The 22,609-nt window shown below is 67.8% G+C and carries 22 protein-coding genes and 5 pseudogenes; 15 read left to right on the top strand and 12 right to left on the bottom strand.

The window, feature by feature from the left end:
• Positions 1-7 precede the first annotated feature (7 nt).
• Positions 8-763 carry a class I SAM-dependent methyltransferase gene (locus ACIBVL_RS25785; RefSeq protein WP_399100418.1) on the top strand — a complete coding sequence of 252 codons (756 nt, stop codon included), beginning with the start codon at positions 8-10 and terminating at the stop codon, positions 761-763.
• 117 nt (positions 764-880) lie between these two features.
• Here ACIBVL_RS25785 and ACIBVL_RS25780 read toward each other — a convergent pair whose 3' ends face one another.
• Entirely contained in the window at positions 881-1,957 is a 1,077-nt protein-coding gene (locus ACIBVL_RS25780; protein ID WP_399100191.1) for a hypothetical protein, read from the bottom strand.
• A gap of 120 nt (positions 1,958-2,077) precedes the next feature.
• Between ACIBVL_RS25780 and ACIBVL_RS25775 the strand changes: the two genes are divergently transcribed.
• From ACIBVL_RS25775 to ACIBVL_RS25760, 4 genes are all read left to right on the top strand, one after another.
• Positions 2,078-3,367, top strand: coding sequence for a CHAT domain-containing protein (locus tag ACIBVL_RS25775; RefSeq protein ID WP_399100188.1), 1,290 nt, complete (start codon positions 2,078-2,080; stop codon positions 3,365-3,367).
• Between the two features lie 9 nt (positions 3,368-3,376).
• Positions 3,377-3,736, top strand: coding sequence for a hypothetical protein (locus ACIBVL_RS25770; RefSeq protein ID WP_399100186.1), 360 nt, complete (start codon positions 3,377-3,379; stop codon positions 3,734-3,736).
• A gap of 6 nt (positions 3,737-3,742) precedes the next feature.
• Positions 3,743-4,813 carry a hypothetical protein gene (locus ACIBVL_RS25765; protein WP_399100184.1) on the top strand — a complete coding sequence of 357 codons (1,071 nt, stop codon included), beginning with the start codon at positions 3,743-3,745 and terminating at the stop codon, positions 4,811-4,813.
• A 599-nt stretch (positions 4,814-5,412) separates the two neighbouring features.
• Positions 5,413-5,556, top strand: a complete 144-nt coding sequence (locus tag ACIBVL_RS25760; RefSeq protein ID WP_399100182.1) for a hypothetical protein — start codon at positions 5,413-5,415, stop codon at positions 5,554-5,556.
• 322 nt (positions 5,557-5,878) lie between these two features.
• Here the strand turns inward: ACIBVL_RS25760 and ACIBVL_RS25755 are convergent, their stop codons facing one another.
• The gene (locus tag ACIBVL_RS25755) at positions 5,879-6,400 is read right to left on the bottom strand and encodes a hypothetical protein (protein ID WP_399100179.1); all 522 of its coding nucleotides are present in this window, start codon (positions 6,398-6,400) and stop codon (positions 5,879-5,881) included.
• Between the two features lie 513 nt (positions 6,401-6,913).
• Between ACIBVL_RS25755 and ACIBVL_RS25750 the strand changes: the two genes are divergently transcribed.
• The 4 genes from ACIBVL_RS25750 (at position 6,914) to ACIBVL_RS25735 (ending at position 10,355) form a co-directional block, all read left to right on the top strand.
• Positions 6,914-7,453 carry a winged helix-turn-helix domain-containing protein gene (locus ACIBVL_RS25750; protein ID WP_399100178.1) on the top strand — a complete coding sequence of 180 codons (540 nt, stop codon included), beginning with the start codon at positions 6,914-6,916 and terminating at the stop codon, positions 7,451-7,453.
• Entirely contained in the window at positions 7,450-7,977 is a 528-nt protein-coding gene (locus ACIBVL_RS25745; protein WP_399100176.1) for a transposase, read from the top strand. The genes ACIBVL_RS25750 and ACIBVL_RS25745 overlap by 4 nt, the downstream gene beginning before the upstream one ends.
• An 82-nt stretch (positions 7,978-8,059) precedes the next feature.
• Positions 8,060-8,839 (top strand): alpha/beta fold hydrolase, encoded by a 780-nt coding sequence (locus tag ACIBVL_RS25740; protein WP_399100173.1) that lies wholly within the window; start codon positions 8,060-8,062, stop codon positions 8,837-8,839.
• A gap of 707 nt (positions 8,840-9,546) precedes the next feature.
• A protein-coding gene (locus ACIBVL_RS25735) for an IS5 family transposase (RefSeq protein ID WP_399100171.1) occupies positions 9,547-10,355 on the top strand; the annotation gives its coding sequence in 2 pieces (ribosomal slippage) (positions 9,547-9,886 and positions 9,886-10,355; 810 coding nt in all).
• Positions 10,356-10,364: 9 nt separating this feature from the next.
• Here the strand turns inward: ACIBVL_RS25735 and ACIBVL_RS25730 are convergent.
• Positions 10,365-10,793, bottom strand: coding sequence for a VOC family protein (locus tag ACIBVL_RS25730; protein WP_399100169.1), 429 nt, complete (start codon positions 10,791-10,793; stop codon positions 10,365-10,367).
• A 158-nt stretch (positions 10,794-10,951) separates the two neighbouring features.
• Here ACIBVL_RS25730 and ACIBVL_RS25725 point away from each other — a divergent pair.
• Positions 10,952-11,218 (top strand): annotated as a pseudogene (locus tag ACIBVL_RS25725) (transposase family protein); the annotation flags it as partial.
• An 18-nt stretch (positions 11,219-11,236) separates the two neighbouring features.
• On the opposite strand, the pseudogene ACIBVL_RS25720 reads toward ACIBVL_RS25725, so the two are convergent.
• A pseudogene (locus ACIBVL_RS25720) lies at positions 11,237-11,516 on the bottom strand (transposase); the annotation flags it as partial.
• Between the two features lie 368 nt (positions 11,517-11,884).
• Between ACIBVL_RS25720 and ACIBVL_RS25715 the strand changes: the two are divergent.
• Together ACIBVL_RS25715 and ACIBVL_RS25710 are read left to right on the top strand one after the other, a co-directional pair.
• Positions 11,885-12,733, top strand: coding sequence for an oxidoreductase (locus tag ACIBVL_RS25715; protein ID WP_399100167.1), 849 nt, complete (start codon positions 11,885-11,887; stop codon positions 12,731-12,733).
• A complete protein-coding gene (locus tag ACIBVL_RS25710) occupies positions 12,733-13,347 on the top strand; it encodes a TetR/AcrR family transcriptional regulator (RefSeq protein ID WP_399100165.1) in 615 nt (204 codons plus the stop codon). Before ACIBVL_RS25715 ends, ACIBVL_RS25710 begins: the two co-directional genes overlap by 1 nt.
• Positions 13,348-14,190: 843 nt before the next feature.
• Here the strand turns inward: ACIBVL_RS25710 and ACIBVL_RS25705 are convergent.
• Positions 14,191-14,619, bottom strand: coding sequence for a hypothetical protein (locus tag ACIBVL_RS25705; RefSeq protein ID WP_399100163.1), 429 nt, complete (start codon positions 14,617-14,619; stop codon positions 14,191-14,193).
• A 192-nt stretch (positions 14,620-14,811) separates the two neighbouring features.
• On the opposite strand from ACIBVL_RS25705, the pseudogene ACIBVL_RS25700 reads away from it, so the two are divergent.
• Together ACIBVL_RS25700 and ACIBVL_RS25695 are read left to right on the top strand one after the other, a co-directional pair.
• Positions 14,812-15,387: pseudogene (locus ACIBVL_RS25700) on the top strand (alpha/beta fold hydrolase); the annotation flags it as partial.
• Positions 15,273-16,199, top strand: a pseudogene (locus ACIBVL_RS25695) (IS630 family transposase); the annotation flags it as partial. The pseudogenes ACIBVL_RS25700 and ACIBVL_RS25695, both read left to right, overlap by 115 nt.
• 58 nt (positions 16,200-16,257) lie before the next feature.
• On the opposite strand, the pseudogene ACIBVL_RS25690 reads toward ACIBVL_RS25695, so the two are convergent.
• The 7 genes and pseudogenes from ACIBVL_RS25690 to ACIBVL_RS25660 form a co-directional block, all read right to left on the bottom strand.
• A pseudogene (locus tag ACIBVL_RS25690) lies at positions 16,258-17,062 on the bottom strand (IS5 family transposase).
• An 87-nt stretch (positions 17,063-17,149) separates the two neighbouring features.
• Complete coding sequence (locus tag ACIBVL_RS25685) at positions 17,150-18,019, bottom strand: helix-turn-helix transcriptional regulator (protein WP_399100160.1); 870 nt, start codon at positions 18,017-18,019, stop codon at positions 17,150-17,152.
• A 103-nt stretch (positions 18,020-18,122) separates the two neighbouring features.
• Complete coding sequence (locus ACIBVL_RS25680; RefSeq protein ID WP_399100157.1) at positions 18,123-18,461, bottom strand: MoaF-related domain-containing protein; 339 nt, start codon at positions 18,459-18,461, stop codon at positions 18,123-18,125.
• A gap of 53 nt (positions 18,462-18,514) precedes the next feature.
• Positions 18,515-19,216 carry a type 1 glutamine amidotransferase domain-containing protein gene (locus ACIBVL_RS25675; RefSeq protein ID WP_399100154.1) on the bottom strand — a complete coding sequence of 234 codons (702 nt, stop codon included), beginning with the start codon at positions 19,214-19,216 and terminating at the stop codon, positions 18,515-18,517.
• A gap of 30 nt (positions 19,217-19,246) precedes the next feature.
• Positions 19,247-19,636 carry a nuclear transport factor 2 family protein gene (locus tag ACIBVL_RS25670; protein ID WP_399100152.1) on the bottom strand — a complete coding sequence of 130 codons (390 nt, stop codon included), beginning with the start codon at positions 19,634-19,636 and terminating at the stop codon, positions 19,247-19,249.
• A gap of 45 nt (positions 19,637-19,681) precedes the next feature.
• Positions 19,682-20,281, bottom strand: a complete 600-nt coding sequence (locus ACIBVL_RS25665) for a flavodoxin family protein (RefSeq protein WP_399100150.1) — start codon at positions 20,279-20,281, stop codon at positions 19,682-19,684.
• A gap of 134 nt (positions 20,282-20,415) precedes the next feature.
• On the bottom strand, positions 20,416-21,273 hold the full coding sequence (locus ACIBVL_RS25660) for a helix-turn-helix domain-containing protein (RefSeq protein ID WP_399100148.1): 858 nt from the start codon (positions 21,271-21,273) through the stop codon (positions 20,416-20,418).
• 236 nt (positions 21,274-21,509) lie between these two features.
• Here ACIBVL_RS25660 and ACIBVL_RS25655 point away from each other — a divergent pair, with 236 nt between their 5' ends.
• Complete coding sequence (locus tag ACIBVL_RS25655) at positions 21,510-22,526, top strand: zinc-dependent alcohol dehydrogenase family protein (protein WP_399100145.1); 1,017 nt, start codon at positions 21,510-21,512, stop codon at positions 22,524-22,526.
• Positions 22,527-22,609 lie beyond the last annotated feature (83 nt).

Raw genomic sequence — 22,609 nt, 5'->3', positions numbered from 1 at the left:
AGTGGCTGTGACAGGTTATGACGTGCTTGCCGAGGTGTACGAATGGCTCATCTCGGATGCGAAGTTGCCTCCAGCCGAGTTCGCTGCGTCGTTCGACGACGTCCTCAGTCTCCTGCCGTCGAACGCTCACGTCCTCGACTGTTCGTGCGGAACCGGACAGTTGGCGGTTGGCCTCGCCGGTCGTGGCATGCAGGTTGTCGCAACTGACGCCAGCGAAGCGATGGTTCGTCGGACTGCAGAGTTGTCGGACGAGTACGGGGCACCCGTCCGGACCGTACGGGCGAACTGGGAAGAGTTGCCCGACCATTTCCAGGACAACACGTTCGACATGGTGTTCTGCGTTGGCAACTCGCTTCACCATGCCACGGGCGCGACAGGCAGGGGTGCTGCTCTGGAGTCAATGTCACGGCTTCTGCGCCCCGGCGGGCACTTGGTACTCACATCCCGCACTTGGGAACTCGTGAGGGCCAGAGGTTCCCGGCTGGACATCTGGGACCGACTCGTCCGCCGGAACGGTCGCGATGCCGTCGTGGTCTACCGCTGGGAGATTGCGCCGCATTGGGAGGAGGAGCACCACATCGAGATTGCGATCGCGCAAGTTGATGCGACCGGGCCGGTTCTCGTCCGGTCGGAACAGCTGTCCTGCTGGCCCTACCGGTACGAGGAACTCGAAGTCGAGCTGCACCGGGTCGGACTCCAGACGGAACTGAGCACGTTCGATCTTGAGGCCGAGAACTACATGGTGGTAGCGAGCAAGGTATAAACACCGGACTCTCAGGCCCTGGCCGGACCGCGCGGTTGCTCGCAGGACGCTTGCGCCCTCTCATCGGTGCGGGTTCAAGTGGTCAACGCAACGCCTCGGACGAGGAGTGCTCGTCGATCAGACGGCGGTAGATCCGAGGTGACGGTGTGGCGCTGTTTCCTGGTCGCATCCAGACGCGATCGCGGCGTCCAGGTCGGCCGGTGTCCCGTCGCGTTCGTACCGGGTCAGCAACGCGTTGCCGAGGTTGCTCAACCGGCCGGGCCGCTCCGGCGCCGACGTCGCCGTCATCTCGACCGCTCGCGCCAGGCACGCCACCGACCTCCGCAACTGGTCTGCGGATCCTTCGAGTTCGTATAGCCGCAACCGTGCCCCACCAAGTTGATCCAACCGGCCAGGAAGCTCGGGATCGTCCCCTGTGGAAGCGTCGACGGCCTGCTGCAGGATCCGCACCGCCGAGTTCAGCGACGCCGGTAGGCCGTGGCGTTCGTAGCGGTCGAGCAGCGCGAAGCCCATCGTCGCCATGTAGTGAATGTGGTCGGACACCTCGTGGCCATCGCGCCGGTCCTCCTGGCGCAGGACGTCCATCGCCATCGCCAGGTCGCGCTCCGCACCGTCGCGCTCGTAGCGGCGCACGTGGCCGAACAGGAGGTGGCTGAGCACTTCACCGCCGACCTCGCTGTCGTCCGGGACGAGCGGTCCCGCCTCGTCCAGCAGCTGCAGAGCCCGATCGATGTCGTCGTGTTGTGGACCGGCTTCGGATCGCCGCAACAGCGCTGAGGCCGCCCGACCGAGGATCTGGGCCCGCAGTTGTGGCGTAAGCCCGACGAACTCCGCGTGGGCGAGGATCTCCTCGTACGCCTGTACCTCCGCCGTCACGTCCTCGGTGGACTCGATCCGATCCGCATACGGCGTGAGCCAGGACGGTAGCCGTCGACCGGAGTGCTCCTCCCAGGCAGCCACTGTGCCGATCTCGCGGCTGCGGGTGAGGAAGCGGCGAAGCGGCCGGACGATGTCGTCGCCGTTGTCGGGCGTGGCAATCCGGCTTCCCACCAGGTCGAGAAGAACGAGCGCGCGGTCGGTCAGCAGGACGGGATTCTGGTCGACGACGTCGCGGGCCTCGTCCCAGGTGCTCGCCGAGACCAGGTCGGTGAGCACGGTCAGCAGGCCGACGTCGGCCGCTGTCAGGTCGTACATCGCCGCACCCTTCGTCGCATATGTCCGTTTGTCACGATACTCTGGTGGGGACAGCCGGTGCGCGGCGCGGTTGCGACAGGGTGGCACGCGACGCCGACCCGGGTCGGCAGGAGGGTCAGCATGGCGGATGGGACCAGCCTTGACGACATCCGGGCTGCGCGCGACGAGTTGGACGCCGTCATCGACGAGATTCGTGCGGTGCCGGAATACGAGGAGTTCCTCGCCCCACCGACGTTCGAGGACGTCGTCGGCGCGGCACAGGCCGGTCCCCTGGTGTATGTGGCCGCCGCGAAACCCGGCGGGCTGGCGTTGATCGTCCGCGGAACCGACGTCGCACACGTCCCGCTGCAACACCTCTCGGCGGAGTCCGTGCAGGAGCGCACACACCAGTACCTCGAGGCGTATTCCGGGTACCGGGCCGCGCCCCGCGACAACCGCGCCCGGTGGGACGGTTCCCTCGACGACGTGACCGCATGGCTCTGGGACGACGTCATGGGCCCGGTCCTCGCCGAACTCGAAGGCGTCGACGGAGCAGGCGGCGCAGTGCTGGTCGCCGGTGGGTTGCTTGGACTGCTGCCGCTGCATGCGGCGTGGACGCCGGACAGCACGGCCGGGTCTGGGCGCCGCTACGCGCTTGACATGTTGCCGCTCAGCTACGCGCCCAACGCGCGGTCGCTGGCGGCGGCCCGACGGCTCGCAGCAGAGATGACGCCGAGCCGGCTGCTGGCGATCGCCGACCCGTGGCCGGTGCCGGCCGCCCGGCTCGCGATGGCGCGGCACGAAGCGGGATCAGCCGCCGCGGCCTTCCCGACCGTCGGGACCACTCTGCACGGAAACGACGCGACGTTCCTTGCCTTCGAACGGGCCGCACCGGAGGCCGACGTGCTGCACCTCGCCTGCCACGGATTCGCCCGGCTCGACAGCCCGCTGGACAGCGGCCTGCTGCTCGCCGGCGGCAAGGTCACCCTGCGCCGGCTACTGGAGCTGCAGTTGCGCGTCCGGTTGGCGGTCCTGTCCGCCTGCGAGACGGCGATGCCCGGCACGGACCTGCCCGACGAGGTGGTGGCGCTGCCGACCGGGCTGTTGCAGGCCGGGGTCGCCGGGGTGGTGGCGTCCCAGTGGGCGGTGCCCGACCGCGCCACCGCCATGTTGATGACCGAGTTCTACCGCTGCTGGTGGTGGGAACGGATGCCGCCAGCAGACGCGCTGCGCACCGCCCAACGGTGGTTGCGCGACACCACGAACGGGGAGAAGACCGATCGCTTCCGCACGGCGGTCGGCGAGCAGGCCGCGTGGCTGCCAGCGACCGTGGCCGATGCGTTCCTTGCGTGGCTCGACCTACTGCCGCCAGACCTGCACAGCCACCGCACGATCCACAACTGGGGTGCCTTTACCCACGTCGGGGCCTGAGGAGCGTCGATGACAGATAGCGAACTGCGCGCGCTGGCCGAGCAGATCCGCGCGGAACTTCCGGTGCTGATTGCCGACGCCGACGATCGGGAGCGGCTGGACCGTGATCTCAGGCAGGCGCTGGAGCAGCCGGCCGGCACCACGGAGGCCGCCCTCAGGCAGGTGCTGCAATCGCATCCTGCGGTCCGCGACCGGGTGGAGACCGACAACGATCGCTCGGTCACTCCCCTGCCAGGTGACTCGACATCCCAGCTCGGGGAGTTGTTCGTCTGTCCGAACCGGGACTACTCGACGGTACGCGAGGTGGTGACCGGTGACGTGCTGGTGTGCCCGCACGACGGCGCCGCGCTCGAGCGGTACGACGGCTAGCCGGCGATGCTGACGGCGTTCTGGTCGGGGCTGGGCAGCGAGTTCGCCAAACAGTGGGCCGTTCGCATCCTGACCCCCGCGTTCCTGTTCTGGGCGGGCGGATTTGCCGCGATCTGGTGGAGCACGCACGGCTCGGGTGTGCGCAGCCACGGCTGGTCCGCGGAGCTGACCGCGACGACGGAGCAGTTCGAGCGGATGCCCGGCCTTTCACACGTGCTCCTTGTCGCGGGATGCCTGCTGCTAGTGGCCGGGTCGGCGATCGCCGCCGAACGGCTGACGCTACCCCTGCTGCGCCTGCTCGAGGGCTACTGGTCACGGCCGCGCTGGCTACGAGACCGGCTGGTGGCCCACCGCCGGCGGCGCCACGCCCACTGGACGCGGCGCCGCGACGACCTGAACACCCGCCAGCGTCTGGGGACGCTGACCGTTGGGGAGCTCATGGAACTGCGTGACCTGGAGCGGGCTTCCCAGCCAGACGTCAGCCAGCTGCGCGACCTCCGCGCGCGGCGCAACGTCGGCCTGGACGCCCGGATGACCGCCGAGTTGGGGCGCGCGCGCAGGTTCCTGCGCGAAGCCCCGTGGCAGGACGGCCTGGGTATGCCGACCCGGCTGGGTGACATCCTGCGCGCGACCGAACGACGCCCGGCCGACAAGTACGGCCTGGACGCGGTGGTGTGCTGGTATGCCCTGTGGCTCGTGCTGCCCGACGACGCCAGGACCGAACTTGTCCAGGCCCGGTCGGTGCTGGACCGGGCTACCCGTACCTGGCTGTGGGGCGCGCTGTTCGTCGTCTGGACGCCCTGGACGTGGTGGGCGGTTCCGATCGCTGTCGTCGTGCCCGCGCTGGCGTACTACGGCGGGGTCCTGGGCGCCGCCGGCCTGTTCGGCGAACTCACCGGATCGGCCTTCGACCTTTACCGGTTCCGGCTCTACGACGCCCTGCACCTGCCCCGGCCGACATCGCCGGACGAGGAGCGGCGCACCAGTGGCCCCCGGGTGACCAACCTGCTGTGGGGAGGCCTGGACGAGCCCGGCCTCACCTACGTCGAGCCGCCGGCCGGGTGCCCGGCGGGGTGAAAGCAGCAAGACCAGCTGTCAGCACGGCCAGCGCGCACGGCGCTTGGGCGCGGATCGCTCGGGCGAGGCCCGGACCATCCCGGCTGGCTATCGACGCCGCCCACCCGCGTAGCGCGAAGCCGGGAACCATCCCCGTGTGAGGCGTCGCCTGTTCCCGGCGTACTCCAAGCTGCCCGCCAGGACTTCAAGATCAACTCATCACCCTTTTACGCGTATCGGGGTCACACCTGTACGCCCCTGCCGTCTCGCGGCGGCTGATCTCGCCCTGGTCGTAACCGTGCGGCCTGTCGAGTCACTTTCGTGCCCGGCGGAGCTCGGTCATACGATTGCGCCCCCGGAGCGGCGGGTGCGCCGGATAGTCTCGTCACGGCCTCCGTCGTCGAGGGCGCGGAAGACCGACTGGTCGGCGGTCGGGTCGGCGAGCTGAGTGAGGATCAAGTGGGTCAGGCCGCCCCCACGGACAGCCCCTCCAACACGATCAATCAGAAGATCATCCCATCCGGCCAACCAAGGTGACAGCGCCGAGCAGTTCGACGACATCCGTGAGGTCGGTGCCGGGCCGATGATCGGCAAGGTGGCCCTGTCGACACCGCACCGGCATGAACGTCGCTTCCTTCACCCTGGTCGCCCTGCGCGGTGAGGGCGTGCGCGGCCAGGCAATGCAGGCCCCCACCCGAGGCTGCGGGCTCTGCTGCGGGCTGTCGGAGACGCCCCGTACGAGGCCGACGAGGCCGGGGATGTGAGGTTCTGCCTGGTCGTGGCCGACCAGAGCGGTCGGGAGCAGTGGCTGCGGCTGGACGAGATCCCACTGCCGCCGACCACCCCCGCCGCCTGGCCCCGCTCATAGAACGGCGGGCCCTCCTCCGCCGGGCACCCAGGCCGGGCTCATGCAGTGCCTTCCTCCCCGGATCAGTCCGTGATGTCGAGCAGGTCGGCTAGGATCTCAGGACGGGCCCGGTGGCCAGTGCCTTGTCGAGGGCAGCCGCCAAGGCGCGCACCGCCCGGGCCGCCTCCTGGGGGTCAGGAGTGGCGGCTGAGAAACCACCGCCTTAGTCGACGTGGGGGTCAGTAACGCTTGTCGATTGCCCGGAAGCTGCCGACAAGCGCGAATGGCACCACCGCCGCGTCCAAGACCGGCGTGCCGGCAATTGCGCTGCTGGAGTTTTGGGGCCCGATCGTCGCAATTGCAGCGCCGTTGTCGCACGTAATCCCGGTGAAGAATTCGACGGTCTTGTCGCTGTCGTTTCGGACGTTGAAGCTGGTCGCGGGACTACTGATCACAGCAGTGCACACGCCCTGCTCGGCTGAAAACGTTCGCTCGTTGACGAAGATCCGTCCGTGATCGTCTCTCTGGCGGTGGTGTCCGGGATCGTCATTCTGGTAATTGTAGTTCGTCTGGCCGTCGCCTCCCTGGGGGCAGAGGCAGCGGCCTCCCGCACCGACGGGGCGGAATTCGGGACGGAACTCGAAGCCGAGGCGTAGTTCACACTGGTTGCAGCAAGGGCGGTGATGCCCACCGACAATGCGATCGCAACAACGGTACGCGTGCGCATTTCGATTCTGCTTCTCACAGTGATTCTTCCCCATCTCTCAGGGATGCCAGCCGAACCAGCCGACTATGAATGAACATACTCATGGCTAATTCTGTCGCAACCTCAGAAATGCCTGACGGCCGATAAGGAGGGCCGATCGGGCGTTCGGAAGCCCGTGGTCGTGTTTGTGATGTCCCATCAGAAAGGCGCAGGCAAAAGTGACTTGGCGAGCGATTGGGGGCCTCTTGGGGGTCAGGCTGACGTGCCATCACACTTATGCGCGCGTGTCGCGCATTGACAACACTCCGCGCAATGGCTGTCCGCCACCTCAGCTTCTATATTTGTCCTGTTCAACGCCTTGCGGCTGGGACTGTAGCCGGTATGCGCGGTGGTCGCGGTATGGTCTTGGCGGGGCCGTCGCGAAGGTCAGGTCGTGCGCCAGTCCAGGTCGCTGCCAGAGTGCAAGTTCGTACCGGACACGGCCCCATGCGTCTGCTACTGAACTTGATTGGGTGATGTCGGAGCCGTTCGCCCGACGGCGGCCGGTCCGCTCCGGTAGCCGTGGACCGTGAGATACGCACAGGGCGGCGGGTTGACCGACGCCGGGGGAGCCGCGCGGGAGCGCGTCCGGCTTCAAGCCGTGGAACGCTTCGAAGACGGGCAGAAGAACAGGGAGATCGCTGCCGCGCTGCGGGTCAGCGAGCGGTCCGTGGAGCGGTGGCGCCGCCAGTGGCGCGAGCGCGGCGAAGCGGGGGTCCTGTCGAAGGGATCGCCTGGGCGACCGAGGCTCAACGAGAAGCAGATCGCCAGGCCGGCACGGGAGTTGGGACGCGGACCGCTGGTCCACGGCTGGGCCGACCAGCGGTGGACACTGGCCCGGATCAAGACGCTGATCGGCCGACTGTTCCACGTGAGCTACACGGTGGAGGGCACCTGGTTGCTGCTGAGGCGGCACGGCTGGTCCTGGCAGCAGTCCGCCCGGCGGGCAATCGAACGCGACGACCAGGCGGTCGAGGTCTGGAAGAAGGAGACCTGGTCGCTGGTAAGAGCACCGCGGCGGCGTGCAACGGCTGGATCGTCTTCGAGGACGAGGCCGGCCAGTCGATGACGCCGCCGCGTGCGAAGAGCCGGCGGCGCAGAGGCTGCACGCCGGTGGTCCGGGTGCGCGGCCGGGGCTCGGGCCGGGTGTCCATGGCCGGGCTGACCTGCTACAAGCCGGGGAAGCGATCCCGGATGTTCTACTCGATCCGCGAGTACCGGGGCCGCAAGGGCGAGCCGAAGGGCATCGGCTGGCGCGACCTGCGCGACCTGCTGGGCAGGGCACACATCCAGCTCGGCGGCCCGATCGTGCTCGTGTGGGACGACCTACGCATGCACCTGGTCGAACCCATGAGGCAGTTCATCGCCGACCACGCGGACTGGCTCACGGTCTTCCACCTGCCGAGTTACTCGCCGGACCTGAACCCGCAAGAGGGCATCTGGTCGCTGGTCAGGCGCGACATCGGCAACCTCGCCGCAGCCAACCTCGGCCAGATCACCCGCGCCGTCAAGCACAAGCTCAAGCAGGTCCAGTACCGCCCGGACCTGGTCGACGGCTGCCTGGCCGGCACCGGCCTGATCATGGACGGTTGACCGGCATCACGCATACGCCGTTGGGGCGAAGTCTCAAGCCTGCGGGATTCCGGCCCGACCCGGAGGGGGGAGAGCCAACGTTGTGACAGGTCATGCAGCTGGACACGTAATTCCGTACGAGGTGCAGGGCAGCGGTCCGGAGCGGGTCCTCGCACTCCACCACTGGCTCAGCGACAGGTCGAGTTTCGCCGATCTGCGGCGGTACCTGGACGGGAGCGCGTTCAGTTATGCGTTCGTGGATTGCCGTGGGTACGGCGAGGCGATGGACACCCCCGGCACGTACACGATGGAGGAGATCGCGGCGGACGCACTCGCCGTGGCCGACAGCCTCGGCTGGAACACCTTCTCGGTCATCGGTCACTCCATGGGCGGCAAGGCGGCCCAGCTGATGTTGCTGGACGCCCCCTCGCGGGTCCGCTCGATCGTCGGCATCTCGCCGGTACCCGCGTCCGGGTTCCCACTTGAAGGGGAGATGTGGGACCTGTTCGTCGGGGCCGTGGAGGATTCCGGCAACCGCAGGACGATCTTTGACGTCACCACCGGTAACCGGCACGACGATGCATGGCTGGATGCCAGAGTGAGCGGCTCTGAACGCTCCTCGTCGGCGGCCCTGCGCTCGTACCTCGAATCCTGGACTCGTGGCTCCGACATCCACGAGCGGGTCGAGGGAAATCCAACCCCGGTGCTTGTCGTAGCCGGTGCGAACGACCCGGCGATGGGCCCCGAGACCATGCGGTCCACCTGGCTGCAGTGGTACCCGAACGCGGAGCTCGAGGTCTTCGACGACGTCGGCCACTTCGGCCCGGATGAGAGCCCGGAGGCCCTGGCGACGGTGGTCGAGGGATTTCTCGGCCGCCACTGAAGTTGTGTCGGCCTGATCATGGACAGCTGATCCCGATCAGGCCGACATCACGCATTCAACTTCAGTAGTTCACTGAGCTCTTTCCAACCTGGCCCGGTTGTTGGCCAGTTGACCTGAGAGCGCAGCGAAACTGTTGGTAGATGGGTTTTCCTGAGGTGGGCCGCGTTAGTGCGCAGGTCGGAGCGATGAACACGACCGTCAAGGTGGCGCGGCGACGGAGTCGCGCTCGCTAGGTGGCGGACCGGTTGATCAGTGCTCCTGGTCTTCGCGTCTTACTGATCGTTTCAGAATGGCTGCTGCGCTGGTCGCCGCCTCACGTCAGGCGGGGTCCTTCTCCGAGCAGTTCTGCGACCCGCTGGGCGGCCTCGTCCGGTGGTAGCTCGGCCGGCCAGGGGAGTCGTTCGGCGCCGTCCTGGACTGGTTTCTCATCACGGTCCAGGGGGATGAACCGCCAGTCTCGGCCGTGCCGCCAGAACACGATCACCCCGTGAGGCCACGCAGGAAGGCTGGTGGTCCACCAGAAGGCTGTCCCGCGAGCTTCCTCGTGGCGCTCGTCGGGGCCGTGACCTATTGCGATGCAAGCTGCGGCGAAAGCGGCATCGGCGGTACGTCGATCCTGCCAGAACAAAGCCACTGGCCGATCTTATCGATGGCTTCAACGAGTCTGCGATCTTGCGTCTGGCGATCTTGATCGGCAGGCTGTGCGGGTGCCTGCTGATCTTGTGCCGGATGCCCTGTGGGAGCGCGTCGCGCCGCTGCTGCCGCCCGTTCCCGAGCGTCGTTTTCGCTACCCCGGACGTCTGCGCGTTCCGGACCGGATAGCGCTCGCAGGCGTGCTGTACGTGCTGCGGACCGGCGTTGCCTGGCGCGACGTGCCAGCAGAGACCGTGGGCTGCTCCGGAGTCACGGCATGGCGCAGGCTGCGGGATTGGACCGAGGCCGGAGTGTGGCCCCGACTGCACGCCGCCCTGCTGACCGAGCTTCGGCGAGCGAGCCTGCTGGACCTGGACGACTGCGCCGTCGACGGCTCACACGTCCGAGCCCTGAAAGGGGGGATCATGTTGGGCCCTCACCGGTCGACCGTGCCCGTCCCGGCTCAAAGCACCACCTGATCGTCGACCGCAACGGTACCCCGCTGGCCGTCACGCTCACCGGCGGCAACCGACACGACGTCACCCAGCTCCTGCCGCTGGTGGATGCGGTCCCATTGATCCGGGGTCTGCGAGGGCGGCCGCGCCGTCGGCCCCGGCGACTGTACGCCGACCGGGGCTACGACTTCGACAAGTACCGCCGCCTGTTGTGGAAGCGCGGCATCAAGCCGATGATCGCCCGACGCGGCATTGCTCACAGCTCCGGACTCGGCAAAGTGCGCTGGGTCGTGGAGCGAGCGTTTGCCTGGCTGCACCAGTTCAAGCGCCTACGCATCCGCTACGAGCACCGGGCGGACCTTCACCAGGGTCTCCTAGAAATCGCCTGCTCGATCATCTGCCTGCGGCGGCTCTCGCGATCATTCTGAAACGATCAGTTAGTCCGGCTCTCTCCGCCCCAAGCGGTCGGCGACGAACGCCGCGAGCGCCTCCCGGGACGGGTGTCCCCAGCCGATACAGAACGGATGCCCGGCCGGGTCGGCGTACACCTGGTGACCCTCGGCAGCATCGAGATCAGGAGCCGGCTGGAGCAGGCGGGCGCCGAGGGCGAGTACCTCTTCGTGCGCTGCTCGCGGGTCGTCGACGTGGAGATCGAGATGTACTTGCTGGGGGTTTCCATGAGGCCAGTCGGGCGGAACATGGTCCGGTGCCAGTTGCACGCCGATCCGCCACTGTCCAGCAGCGTCGATGACGCTGTGCCAGTCGTCGTCCTCGAAGACGTGCCCGCCCAGAATGCCGGCCCAGAACGCGCTCTCCGCATGCAGGTCGGCCGCGTCGAACACGATCACCTCACGCACCATGTCCATAACATGCACGCTACGGGATTCAGTGAGCCCTCCCCAGTCTCGCGTCGGCTGGGTAGTTGGCCTGACAGACGGATGAAGCCCCTGGTAGATGGGCTTTCGACCATGAGAACCGTCTCCACCAGAGGCTTCGCACGCTTGTCTGCCCGTCCGACGTCGACGTGTCCACCTCTGCCCTCCGCTTCCTCGCCGCCCGCCTGAGGGAACACCGCCGCGCTCTCGGCACCCGATGGCGGCGCCTGAGCGCGGGCCGACAGGCCCTGCTCACCCTCACCCACCTCCGCAACGGCCAGCCCTATGCCCAGCTCGCGGTCGGTTTCGGGATCGGCACCACCACCGTCTACCGGTACATCACCGAGGCCGTCGAACTCCTGGCCGCCCTCGCACCCACGCTCGCCGAAGCTGTACGGGCCGCCTCGATGAAGGCTGATGGCGATTCGTGAAATATCGCCATCATCCGGCAGTGGTACTCCGGCCAGTGCCCGCCGCAGCCGGTCGGCATCGATGCGTCCACGGGCCACTGCGGCGTAGAGCCCTCCATGGCCGCGGCGGTGTTCACCCACCAGCGACAGTTCGGCCAGAGACCGGCCCGTCGCCGCACAGAACGGCATCAGCCAGCTCGAACAACGCGTCCGAACGAGTGGTCAGGCAGGAGTAGAACTCGCCCCTGAAGCATGACAGTTGCGCCAATGCATCAAACCGGGCGTCGTGATGGGGCAGACTCATCCTCACGGCCTTCGTTCTCGACGTGTGTGTTCCTTGGTCGGAGCACATGTTCAGACGAAGGCCGTCTCTGCGTACGCCGGTTACCGGACCGAGCGATCAAGTTCGACGCACCATTCGACACCGGACGTCAAAGATCAAGCGTAGCCCCGTAAAGGGGGCCTATCCAGGACGGCACCGACGCCGTGATCACAGTCACACCGTGATCGTTTCAGCCGAGGCGAGCGGGTCGGTGAGGGGCCGGACTGACCTCGGCTGAGCATGAGCCGTTGGGGGCCGGAATCAGCATCTCGATGATTAAAATCGACGCTGTGTAGACTCTCTGGGTGAGGGGGCAGTCCAGCTCCTCGCGAGACCTTTCTGGAGGAGCAGTGCAGCAGCAGAAGTGGCTCATCACCGGCGTCAGCACGGGCCTTGGACGTGCCTTCGCCCAAGCCGCCCTGACCGCCGGGCACACCGTCGTCGGCACGGTCCGCTCCGAGGAGGACCTGCGGGCCTTCGAAGGGCTCAAACCCGGGTACGCTCACGGCCGCATCCTGGATGTGACCGACGACGCCGCCGCCTCGAATGTGATCACGGAGCTGGAGCAGAGCGTCGGCCCCCTGGATGTCGTCGTCGCCAACGCCGGCTACGGCCTGGAGGGCACCTTCGAGGAAACCCCACTGGCCGAGGTGCGGCGGCAGTTCGAGGTCAACGTATTCGGGACAGTGGCCACCCTGCAGGCAGCACTGCCCCACATGCGCCGGCGCCGCCGCGGGCACCTGATGGCCGTCACCTCCATGGGCGGGCTCATGGCCGTGCCCGGCATGTCCGCCTACTGCGGCAGCAAGTTCGCCCTGGAAGGCATCCTCGAGGCACTGGGCAAGGAGGTCGCGCAGTTCGGGATCCACGTGACGGCGATCGAGCCCGGCTCCTTCCGCACCGACTGGGCCGGACGGTCCATGACACGCACCGCGCGGACCATCGACGACTACGACGAGCTGTTCACCCCCATCCGTGAAGCGCGGCAGAAGGCCAGCGGGAACCAGCTGGGCAATCCGGCCAAGGCCGGGGACGCCGTCGTGCACATCGCGTCGGTCGACCAGCCGCCGGCCCACCTCGTCCTGGGCTCGGACGCGCTGCGACTGGTCACCGCCGCGCGCACGGCCGTGGACGAGGACATCCGCGCATGGGAGCCCCTCTCCCGTACCACCGACTTCGCCGAGGGCGCTCAGCTGTGATGTCCGGCCACCACCCCGCCAGTCGCCGTCGCACCACCGAACGCAAGGGTGACGTCCGGGAGCGGGCCATCCTCGACACCTGCGAAGCTCTGCTGGCACAACAGGGCTATGACGCCATGACCGTTGGCGACATCGCGCAGGGCGCCGGCATCACACGTGGCGCCCTGTACTTCTACTTCGGCTCCAAGCAAGAAGTGGTCACGGCGCTCGTGGCCCGGACCGTCGAGCACCTGTGGGAGCGGTCCCGGGCCACCGCGCAGACCGACGAGCCACGCCAGGCCATCGCAGCAGCCATGCGGCGCACGGTCGAGCTGTGGAACGAACACGGCCTGGTCATGCGCACGGCGATCGACCTGTCGTTGACCGTGCCGGAGATCGGCGAGCTGTGGAGCCACACGGCAGACTTGTTCATCACAGCCATCGCCGCCGTCCTGGAACGAGCCGGCGTTCAGGCCGGCACCGAACCAGAACAAGCGTCGGCGATGGCACGCGCCCTGTGCTGGATGATTGAGCGGACCTTTTACCACGCCTCGCAAGAGTCCCGCGAGGAGTTGCAAAAGGCATCTTCGACCTGCGAACACATCTGGCTGATCAGCGCCGGCCTGATCACCTGATGCATCTGGTGTGGACGGTGAGGCGCGAAACCGAACCCCGTGACTCCGAGGCCCGCCGTCCAGGCACTCCGCACGCGGAAATCCCGCGAGCACAACGTCCCCTCCCCCGATCAACGGGAGCTGGTGTCCACAACTCCCGTGCACTTGAGGGACCAGGAGGCGGCCGTGATGGCGCGGCCGGCCTGGCTGAGGCCGTAGAGAGCCAGGACCAGGCTCGTGGCAGGTCCCACGACGGAAGCGGCCTGGAACAGCTGCTGATCATCTCGGCGAGGTACTGGCCGCGGGCGGGGGCTTGTTCGGCCTCGACCTCGTCGCGGAACCGGGAGTCGCTGGTCCCGGCGTACCCCTCGAACATCTGGATCGGAAACAAGATCGTCGGACACTCCACAGCCCCTGCCGATGAAGATCGTCGACGACCAGCCGCCACACCCTCCCAGCCTGCACACACCGCCCCGAAGGAATTGCTCCGGAATCTCCCGACAGTGAGCCCTTGCCTTCGCCCACCTGCAGCGAGCAAGATCCTCGCGCCGATCCAACGGAGTTCGGGTGTCTGCGGTTCATGGGGTGCTGATGAGTGGCTTGGCCTGGTGCATCGTGCTTGTCACTGCCTGGATGAGCTGGTCCGTCTGGCGTATGGACATGCTGTCACCCTGGTGGCGCCGGCTGCCGGTGCTGCTTCTCGCCATCGGAGTGGCGGGGATTGTCTCCGCATCGGATCACATGTTCGACACCCCTGCGGACCGGATCGTCGCGGGTTCAAGCCTCGTCCTGATCCTGGCCGCCTGGGCGGTGAGTCTGCGGGAACGCCGAAGGCGGTGTACTGGCCGACGCTAAGCTTGTTCTTCATCTTCCGTCCGCGTCGTAGGGCGGGGACGGAAGGTTCCGGCCGGCGTCTGACCGGCTGACGATCTTTCGAAGTTCGCGGGCGCTTCGTGGCGATAAGGCCTGCATCACGGCGTCGAGGAGGGCTCGGGCTTCGAGAGGGTTTTCGCAGCAGTACCAGTGCACGTTGCCCCACTCGTAGTCGTGCCACAGAGCACGCTCGGTCTGGTGGACGTAGTCCTTCCACAGGCCCACAGCCGCGTTGACGTCGCCTGGTTGCAGAAAGGTGGACCAGGTCAGCGGTCTCGTTGTTGCCGAGCCCGTCTGCGGCCAGGCGGCGCGGACGGCGGCGAGCAGGGCCGGGTCGAAGGGGAGCTCGGGGCGGCCGTCACGCAGGGCGGCGTCCAGCAGGGCGAAGGCGGTCTCGCGGTCTGCCTCGCATCGGCACACCCGGCCTCGGCACGCGCGACCTGCACACACACGACGGCGCCACGGCGCCACGACCGCGACCGTTGGCATGCCCACGTCCGGCCAACGCCCGGGGGTCAAGAAGCGGGCCACAAAGATTCCACTTCCGCCGCTGATGATGGAGCGGTGGTCGCAGTCGGCCCTCACCCCCGTACGGCCCGCCAGGGAGAAGCCATGGCCCCAGTGACGCAGCACACCGCGCCCACGCAGTTCATCGAGGCGGACGGTGTCCGTTACGCCTACCTCGGGCTCGGGACCGGCGGACCGGCCCCGCTGGTGATGCTCCAGCACTTCACCGGCAACCTCGACAACTGGGACCCCGCGCTCGTGGACGCCCTGGCGGCGGAGCGCGAGGTCATCCTCGTCAACTACCCGGGGGTGGCCTCCTCGACCGGGACACCGGCGAAGACCGTCGCTGACCTGGCCCGGCAGATCATCGATTTCACCGCGGCCCTCGGCCTGGAGCAGATCGACCTCCTGGGCTTCTCCCTCGGCGGTTTCGCCGCCCAGGACATCGCGCTGGTCCGGCCCCGCCTGGTCCGCCGCCTGGTCCTGGCCGGCACCGGCCCGAAGGGCGCGCCCGGAATGCACGGCTGGCGCAAGGACATCGAGACACACGCCCGTGCGGTGGAACGGAGCTTGAGGTCCACCCGGTCACGGTGGCCAAGTGGCGCAAGCGGTTCGCGGCCGACCGGCTTGAGGGCCTGTCCGACGAGCCGCGGCCCGGTCCGCCCCGCACAGTCAGCGACGAAAAGGTGGAGGAGGTGGTCGTGCGGACGCTGGAGACCACTCCGAAGAACGCCACGCACTGGTCGACACGGGACATGGCTGCGGCCAGCGGCCTGAGCCAGTCCACCGTCTCGCGGATCTGGCGGACCTTCGGCCTCAAACCACACCTCGTGGACACCTTCAAGCTGTCCAAGGACCCGCAGTTCATCGAGAAGGTCCGCGACGTCGTCGGCCTGTACCTGGACCCGCCCGAGCGGGCCATCGTCCTCTGTGTGGACGAGAAGTCGCAGATCCAGGCACTGGACCGGTCGGCGCCGGTGCTGCCGATGATGCCGGGCATGCCCGAGCGCCGCACCCACGACTACCTGCGCGGCGGCGTGACAACCCTGTTCGCTGCCCTGAACGCGGCCACCGGCGAGGTCATCAGCTCGCTCCACCGCCGGCACCGCGCGGTGGAGTTCAAGAAGTTCCTGGCCAAGCTGGACAAGGAGGTCCCTGACCATCTCGACGTCCACCTGATCTGCGACAACTACGCCACCCACAAGACGCCCGCGATCCAGAAGTGGCTGCTGGCTCACCCCCGGTTCCACATGCATTTCACCCCGACCAGCTCGTCCTGGCTCAACCAAGTGGAGCGGTGGTTCGCGCTCCTCACGGACAAGCAGATACGGCGTGGCGTCCACAGGAACGTCCAAGCCCTGGAGAAGGGCATCCGGGCCTGGATCGCCGACTGGAACGACAACCCGAGGCCCTTCGTCTGGACGAAGACCGCTGACGAGATCTTCGAACGCCTCACCGGATATCTGAACCGAATCAAAGACTCAGGACACTAGGAGTTGTCTTCAAATGTCACGCCCACATCAGGAGCGATGCGAGGGTGACGGCTGCCTGCTAGGACTCGGCGGTCTTCTCGTAGCGGGTGGCGATGCCTCGCCACTGCTTCAAGCGGTTGAAGCATCTCTCGACCACGTTGCGCCGCTTGTAGAGCTGCTTGTCGAAAGCGGGCGGGCGTCCGCCGCGGTGGCCGCGCCGAAGCCGGTTGCGGATCTGTTCGGACCGTTCCGGGATGGTGTGGCCGACACCCCGCCGCCTGAGCCAAGCCCGGATGGCTTTGGAGCTGTAGCCCTTGTCGCCGATGACGTGGTCGGGCCGTATGCGAGGCCGTCCCGGACCGAGGCGGGGCACCCGTATCGCGTCCATCACGGCGCTGACCTGGGTGCAGTCGTTGGTGTTCCCGCTGTGACAGTGAAGGCGAGCGGGCGTGCCAAGGCATCGCGGACCAGGTGAATCTTGCTGGTCAGGCCGCCACGGGACCGGCCGAGTCCGGGGCTGCGGAGCCCCCTTTCCGGGCCCCGGCAGCGTGCTGGTGGGCACGGACCACGGTGGAGTCGATCGACACGAGCCAGTCGATGTCGCCGGTCGCGTCCGCCCTCGCCCGGGCGGCCTGGAGCATCCGCTCGAACGTGCCGTCCAGGGCCCACCGGCGAAACCGGGTGTGCAGTGTGACCCACGGACCGTACCGCTCGGGCACGTCCCGCCAAGCCGTTCCAGTGCGGAACTTCCACACGATCCCGTTGAGCACGGTGCGGTCGTCCAACCGCTTCCTTCCCCGCAGCGAGTCCGGCAGCAGCGGCCGGATGAACTCCCACTCGGCATCTGACAGTTCATGTCGACGTATCACCCGACCATGATCCATCACTCAAGATCATTTGAAGACACCGCCTAGGCGCGGGGCGCGTAGGAGGAAAGGCTCCCCCCTTTGAAGGGAATACCCGGACGGCGGTCAGGCGGAGCTGTCGCTGGTCGAGTGGCTGGGGTCCGCTGCCCAGGACGCCAGCAGACGCAGGCTGTCATGGGTCGGGGTGCCGGATTCGGCGGTCCAGACGATGATCTGCAGGTCGGGGTCGGCGGCCCAGGTGACGGCGTTCCAGTCGAGATGCAGGTCCCCCACCACGGGGTGCCGCAGATGCTTGGCTCCGGTGTCCCGGACGGCGACGTGGTGGGCGGCCCACCATTGGCGGAACTGCTCGTCCCGGACCGAGAGTTCGCCCACCAGGGCGGCGAGCTGCTTGTCCCCGGGGTTGTTGGTGTTGTGCATCCGCATCTGGGCGATGGCCAGCCGGGTGACGCCCTCCCAGTCCGCGTACAGCTCGCGCATCGCGGGATCGGTGATGAGCAGCCTGATGTAGTAACGCTGCTTCTCGGGGATCTTGCCGAAGTCGGTGATCAGGGCGGCGCCCATGGCGTTCCAGGCGACGATCTCGGTGCGCGGTCCGATCACGAAGGCGGGGGTGTGCGCCATGTCGTCGAGCATGCGCTGCAACTGCGGCTGCGCCGTCAGGCGCGGCTGCCGACGCGGCGGGCGGAATTCTTCCTTGGCCGCGAGCTCGTACAGGTAGGCGCGCTGGTCGTCGTCCAGGTGCAGCACCCGGGCCAGGGACTCCAGCACGGACGGCGACGGCTGGATACGGCCCTGTTCGAGGCGGGCGTAGTAGTCGGTGCTGATGGCCGCCAGGACGGCGACCTCCTCACGGCGCAGGCCCGCGACACGCCGCGAACCGCCGTCGGGCAGACCGACGGCGGCCGGGTCGAGCTCGGCGCGGCGCGCCTTGAGGAATTCCCCCAGATCATGACGGTGAGGATCGCGGTTCATGCCATCACCCTGACATCGGAGAACAATGTTGTCAGGGGGAGAGATCTGTCCCTGGAAGTCCTCACTTCAAGATGACGCGTGACCTGTGCCCGTCACCAGGGGTTCAGCGGACGCGGGTCCACTTCCCGTGGAGCTGGACGAATTGGCCTCCGATGACGGAGCTGGCCATGCAGGTGCCTTCGGTGTAGTCCTCGATGTGGGTGACGTGGTCACCGGCGTCGGGCTCGGTCCAGCGCACGACGTAGAGACCGTCGCGGAGCTGGGTGGTGGTGTACTCCATCGCCTGCTTCCGGCCCTTGATGGCGCCGCCCGTCACCTCGAAGCTGACCTGGGTCGGCGAGTCGAAGGTGATGTCCACCGTGAAGTGGCCGAGCGGGGTGTCCGGGCCGAGGTCCGCCTGCCAGGTCTGACCCACGCTGGGAAGGGTGGCATTGCTGTCCATCGGTATTACCTCTTTCTTTGAGCCTTTGAGCCTTTGAGCGGTGGTGCGGGGTGTCAGCCGAGGGTCTTGACGACTTCGTGGGCGAGCGGGACGGCCGAGGCGGGGTTCTGGCCGGTGATGAGGGTGCGGTCCACCTCGATGTGGGGGGCGAAGTTCTCCTCGCCCTTGCGGTAGTCCACGCCCACGTCCGCGACCAGACGGTCCTCAAGCAGCCACTTCGCCCGGTCGGCGAGGCCGTTCTGGATCTCCTCGGAGTTGGACAGACCGGTCAGGCGATAGCCGGCGAACGGGGACTTGCCGTCGGCGTCCACGGTGGACAGCAACGCGGCCGGGCCGTGGCAGACCAGCGTCACGAGCTTGCCGGAGGCAAGCCAGTCGCTGAGCAGCCGGCCGGCCGCGGGGTCGTTGGACAGATCCTCCATCGGGCCCCAGCCGCCGGGGACGAACACGGCGTCGTAGTCGTCGATGTTCACGTCCTCGATGCGAACGGGGTTCGCCAGTTCGGTGGCCTCCTTGAGAGCGGTCCGCATCCGCTCGGCGCCCTCCTCGCCACCGTTGAAGTCCGGGGTGAGGCTGAGCGCGTCGGCGGTCGGCGGGATGCCGCCCGGGGTGGCCGCGGAGATCTCGTAGCCGGCCTCCTTGAAGACGCCGTACGGACCGATGGCCTCCTCGGCCCAGAAACCGGCCGGCTGCTCGAACCCGTCGGCCAGGGTCCAGTGATCGGCGGCGGTGATGAGGAAGAGAATCTTCGCCATGGGGGTGCTCCCTGGATTGAGTACGGACGGTCAGTTGTTCGCGGCTTGCTGGACGACGTGGCTGTCGGCCGCCTGGACCAGGTGCGTGAGCTTGCCGCCGCCGACCGTCCACAGGTGGATGAAGCGGGCGTCCGACTCCTCGCCGGACTTGGACACGGCGTGGTAGTGGCCACGGACGAAGACGTGCTCACCGGTGTCGTAGAACTCCTCGGCCACCGCGCCGAAGGAGGTGAAGCGCGGCGCGAGCCGGCCGAAGAAGTCCGCCCCGGCGCTGGCCCAGGTCTTGTATACGCCGCCGTAGGGGAAGCCAGGGGTGATGTCCCAGACGATGTCGGGGTCGATGACCTCGGCGACCACGTCCGCGCCCATGCCGGAGTCGTACAGCCGGCGGACGAGAGCGAGGTTCGGGGAGTCGGACATGGTGCTGCTCCTTTGCGGGTCAGGCTGAGGGTGAGTTCTTGGGGTTCAGACGGCGAGGGCGGCGCGGCCGGCGCGGAAGAAGGCGGTCTGCTGCGCGACGCGGGCTCCGAGGCCTTCGGCGGTGGCGATGTCGGACTTGTGGACCGCCTCCGGGCCGGCATCGACCGGAGTCTGCGCGCCCGCACCGACGAAGTAGCCCAGACGGTTGATGTCGTCCTCGCTGCCCTCGGTGGAGGCCCAGCCCGGCTGGACACCGAGGCTGACCCAGTGCATGCCGTGCTGGGCGGCCATGGTGAAGAAGTAGCCCAGGGTCGAGGACTTGTCGCCGTTCTTGGCACCGGAGTTGGTGAAGCCGGCAGCGATCTTGTCGGCCCAGGTCTGGGTGTACCAGCGCTTGCTGCTGGTCTCGGCGAAGGTGTGGAAGGCGGCGGAGGCGGTGCCCATGTAGGTGGGGGCACCGAAGATGATGGCGTCGGCGGCGTCCAGCTGCGCCCACTGCTCGTCGGTGATCGTGTCCACGGGGATGGAGATCACCTCGGCACCGGCTTCCGCAGCGCCGCGCGCCACGGCCTCGGCTATGACGGCAGTGTGGCCGTAGCCGGAATGGAAAGCGACGGCGACAGTGGGACGGGAGGCGGAGGACATGGGGGTATTGCTCCTCGAAAAAGATTGCGTGAATCGTGCTCTGGAAGCATGGCAGGGAATTCGACAGCGAAGGTAGGAAGGATTCCTCCCTGGCTTTGTCATCCCTGGCTTAAGCCGACAATCACCTGCCGATTTCAAGAATTCACGGCGGTGGCCGCCACCCAGGAGGAAAGGAAGCGCAGGCCCTCGTACGCACGCGAGTCGGGTTCGGCGCTCCAGACGATCAGCTGCTGATCGGGGTCGGCCACACAGGTGAGGGCGTCGCAGGCGAGGGAGAGTTCGCCGGCGACCGGGTGGTCGAACACCTTGGTGCGGCCGGTCCGCGGCACCACAGGGCGACCTCCCCACCACTGGCGGAACTGGTCGTCCTGAACCGACAGCTCACCGACGAGGTCGGCCAGTCTCCGGTCGTCGGGGCAGGCCGCGGCCTGCTGCCGCAGCACGGCCACGGCGTTGCGGGCGGAGTCCTCCCAGTCGGCGTACAGCGTTCGCATGGCCGGGGCGGTGAAGAGCAGCCGGACGTAGTTGCGCTGCTGCTGGGGGACCTTCGCGAAATCGGTGCCGAACAGAGCGGCGGCCATCGGGTTCCACGCCAGGATGTCCAGATGCCGGCCCAGGATCACACCAGGGGCCACGCTGAGCTCGTTCAGCACGGTGCGCAGCCGGGGGTGCGCCTTCTGCGGGGCTCGCCGCCGCGCCCGGCCGACTTCCTTTCCGGCCAGTTCGAACAAATGGTCTCGCTGGTCGTCGCTGAGGTGCAGGACCCGGACGAGCTCGGCCAGCACGGACGCGGAGGGGGCTGTACGACCCTGCTCCAGGCGGGTGTAATAGGTGGTGCTGATGGCGGCCAGCACGGCCACCTCGTCCCGGCGCAGTCCGGCCACGCGACGGCGGCGGCCGGTTTCGGGCAGCCCGACCGTACGGGGGCTGAGCTCGGCCCGACAGGCCTTCAGGAATTGACCCAGCTCCTTACGGTGCACGCTGCTGTTCATACTGGCCAGTGTGCGCTGTCCGCCACTCGGCTGGGTAGGAAGGTTTTATCCCTGGATACATCTCTCCGGGAGTGGAATTCTCCTCTGTACGGGCCATGCGGGCGGCGACAAAGTGAGAGACCGATAATTGTTTTTCACAGGCCGTCGGCGCTTCTGTACACCTCTTGGACCATCGTCGACAAATCCGTCACGTCCCGGTGACACCGCAGCCCGAGAAACGCATCAGGAGAAAAGACATGCGCGCAACCGTGATCCACGCCCCCGGTGACATCCGGGTGGAGGACGCCCCCGAGCCCAAGATCCTCAAGCCGACGGACGCGATCATCCGCACGGTCGCCACCTGTGTGTGCGGCTCGGACCTGTGGCCCTACCGCGGCCTGGAGCCGGTCGGTGATCCGCATCCGATGGGGCACGAGTACGTCGGCATCGTCGAGGAAGTCGGCAGCGAGGTCTCCAACGTCAAGCCGGGCCAGTTCGTGGTCGGTTCCTTCGCCACCTCGGACAACACCTGCGCGAACTGCCAGAAGGGCTGGCAGTCCTCCTGTCTGAACCGCGAGTTCATGGGCACCTGCCAGGCCGAGTACGTACGCATTCCCAACGCCCACGGCACCCTGGTGGCCACCGACGAGCACCCCTCCGACGAGCTGGTGCCGAGCCTGCTGGCCGTGTCCGACGTGATGGGCACCGGCTGGTGGGCGGCGCTGGCCGCCGAGGTCAAGCCGGGCTCGACCGCCGTCGTGGTCGGTGACGGGGCGGTGGGCCTGTGCGGTGTCATCGCCGCGAAGGAACTCGGCGCGGAGCGGATCATCGCCATGTCGCGGCACCAGTCCCGGCAGAAGCTCGCCCTCGAGTTCGGCGCCACCGACATCGTCAGCGAGCGCGGCGAGGACGGCGTCGCCCGGATCAAGGACCCGACGAACGGCATCGGCGCCGACGCGGTCCTGGAGTGCGTCGGCACCGCCGAGTCCATGCGGCAGGCCCTGCACGCCACCCGCCCCGGCGGCAACGTCGGCTTCGTCGGCGTCCCGCACGAGGTGGCCGTGGACGGCCTGGAGCTGTTCTTCTCCCAGGTCGGCCTGCGCGGCGGCCCGGCCCCGGTGCGCCGCTACATGCCGGAGCTGATCGACCTGGTGCTGTCCGGGCACATCGACCCGGGCAAGGTCTTCGACCTCACCCTGCCGCTGGCGCAGGTCGCCGAGGGCTACAAGGCGATGGACGAACGCCGCGCCATCAAGGCCCTCCTCACCCCCTGACCCGATCGCCTCGTGGGCGTGAGCTGCGCCGGCCGCGCTCCCGCCCGCGAGAGCTCACCCGCCGCACGGTCGTGAAGGAGACA

Source organism: Streptomyces sp. NPDC049687, assembly GCF_044465285.1.
Classification (GTDB): Bacteria; Actinomycetota; Actinomycetes; order Streptomycetales; family Streptomycetaceae; genus Streptomyces.
The sequence above is the reverse complement of the archived record's forward strand: the minus strand, read 5'-3'. Positions and strand labels throughout refer to the sequence as shown.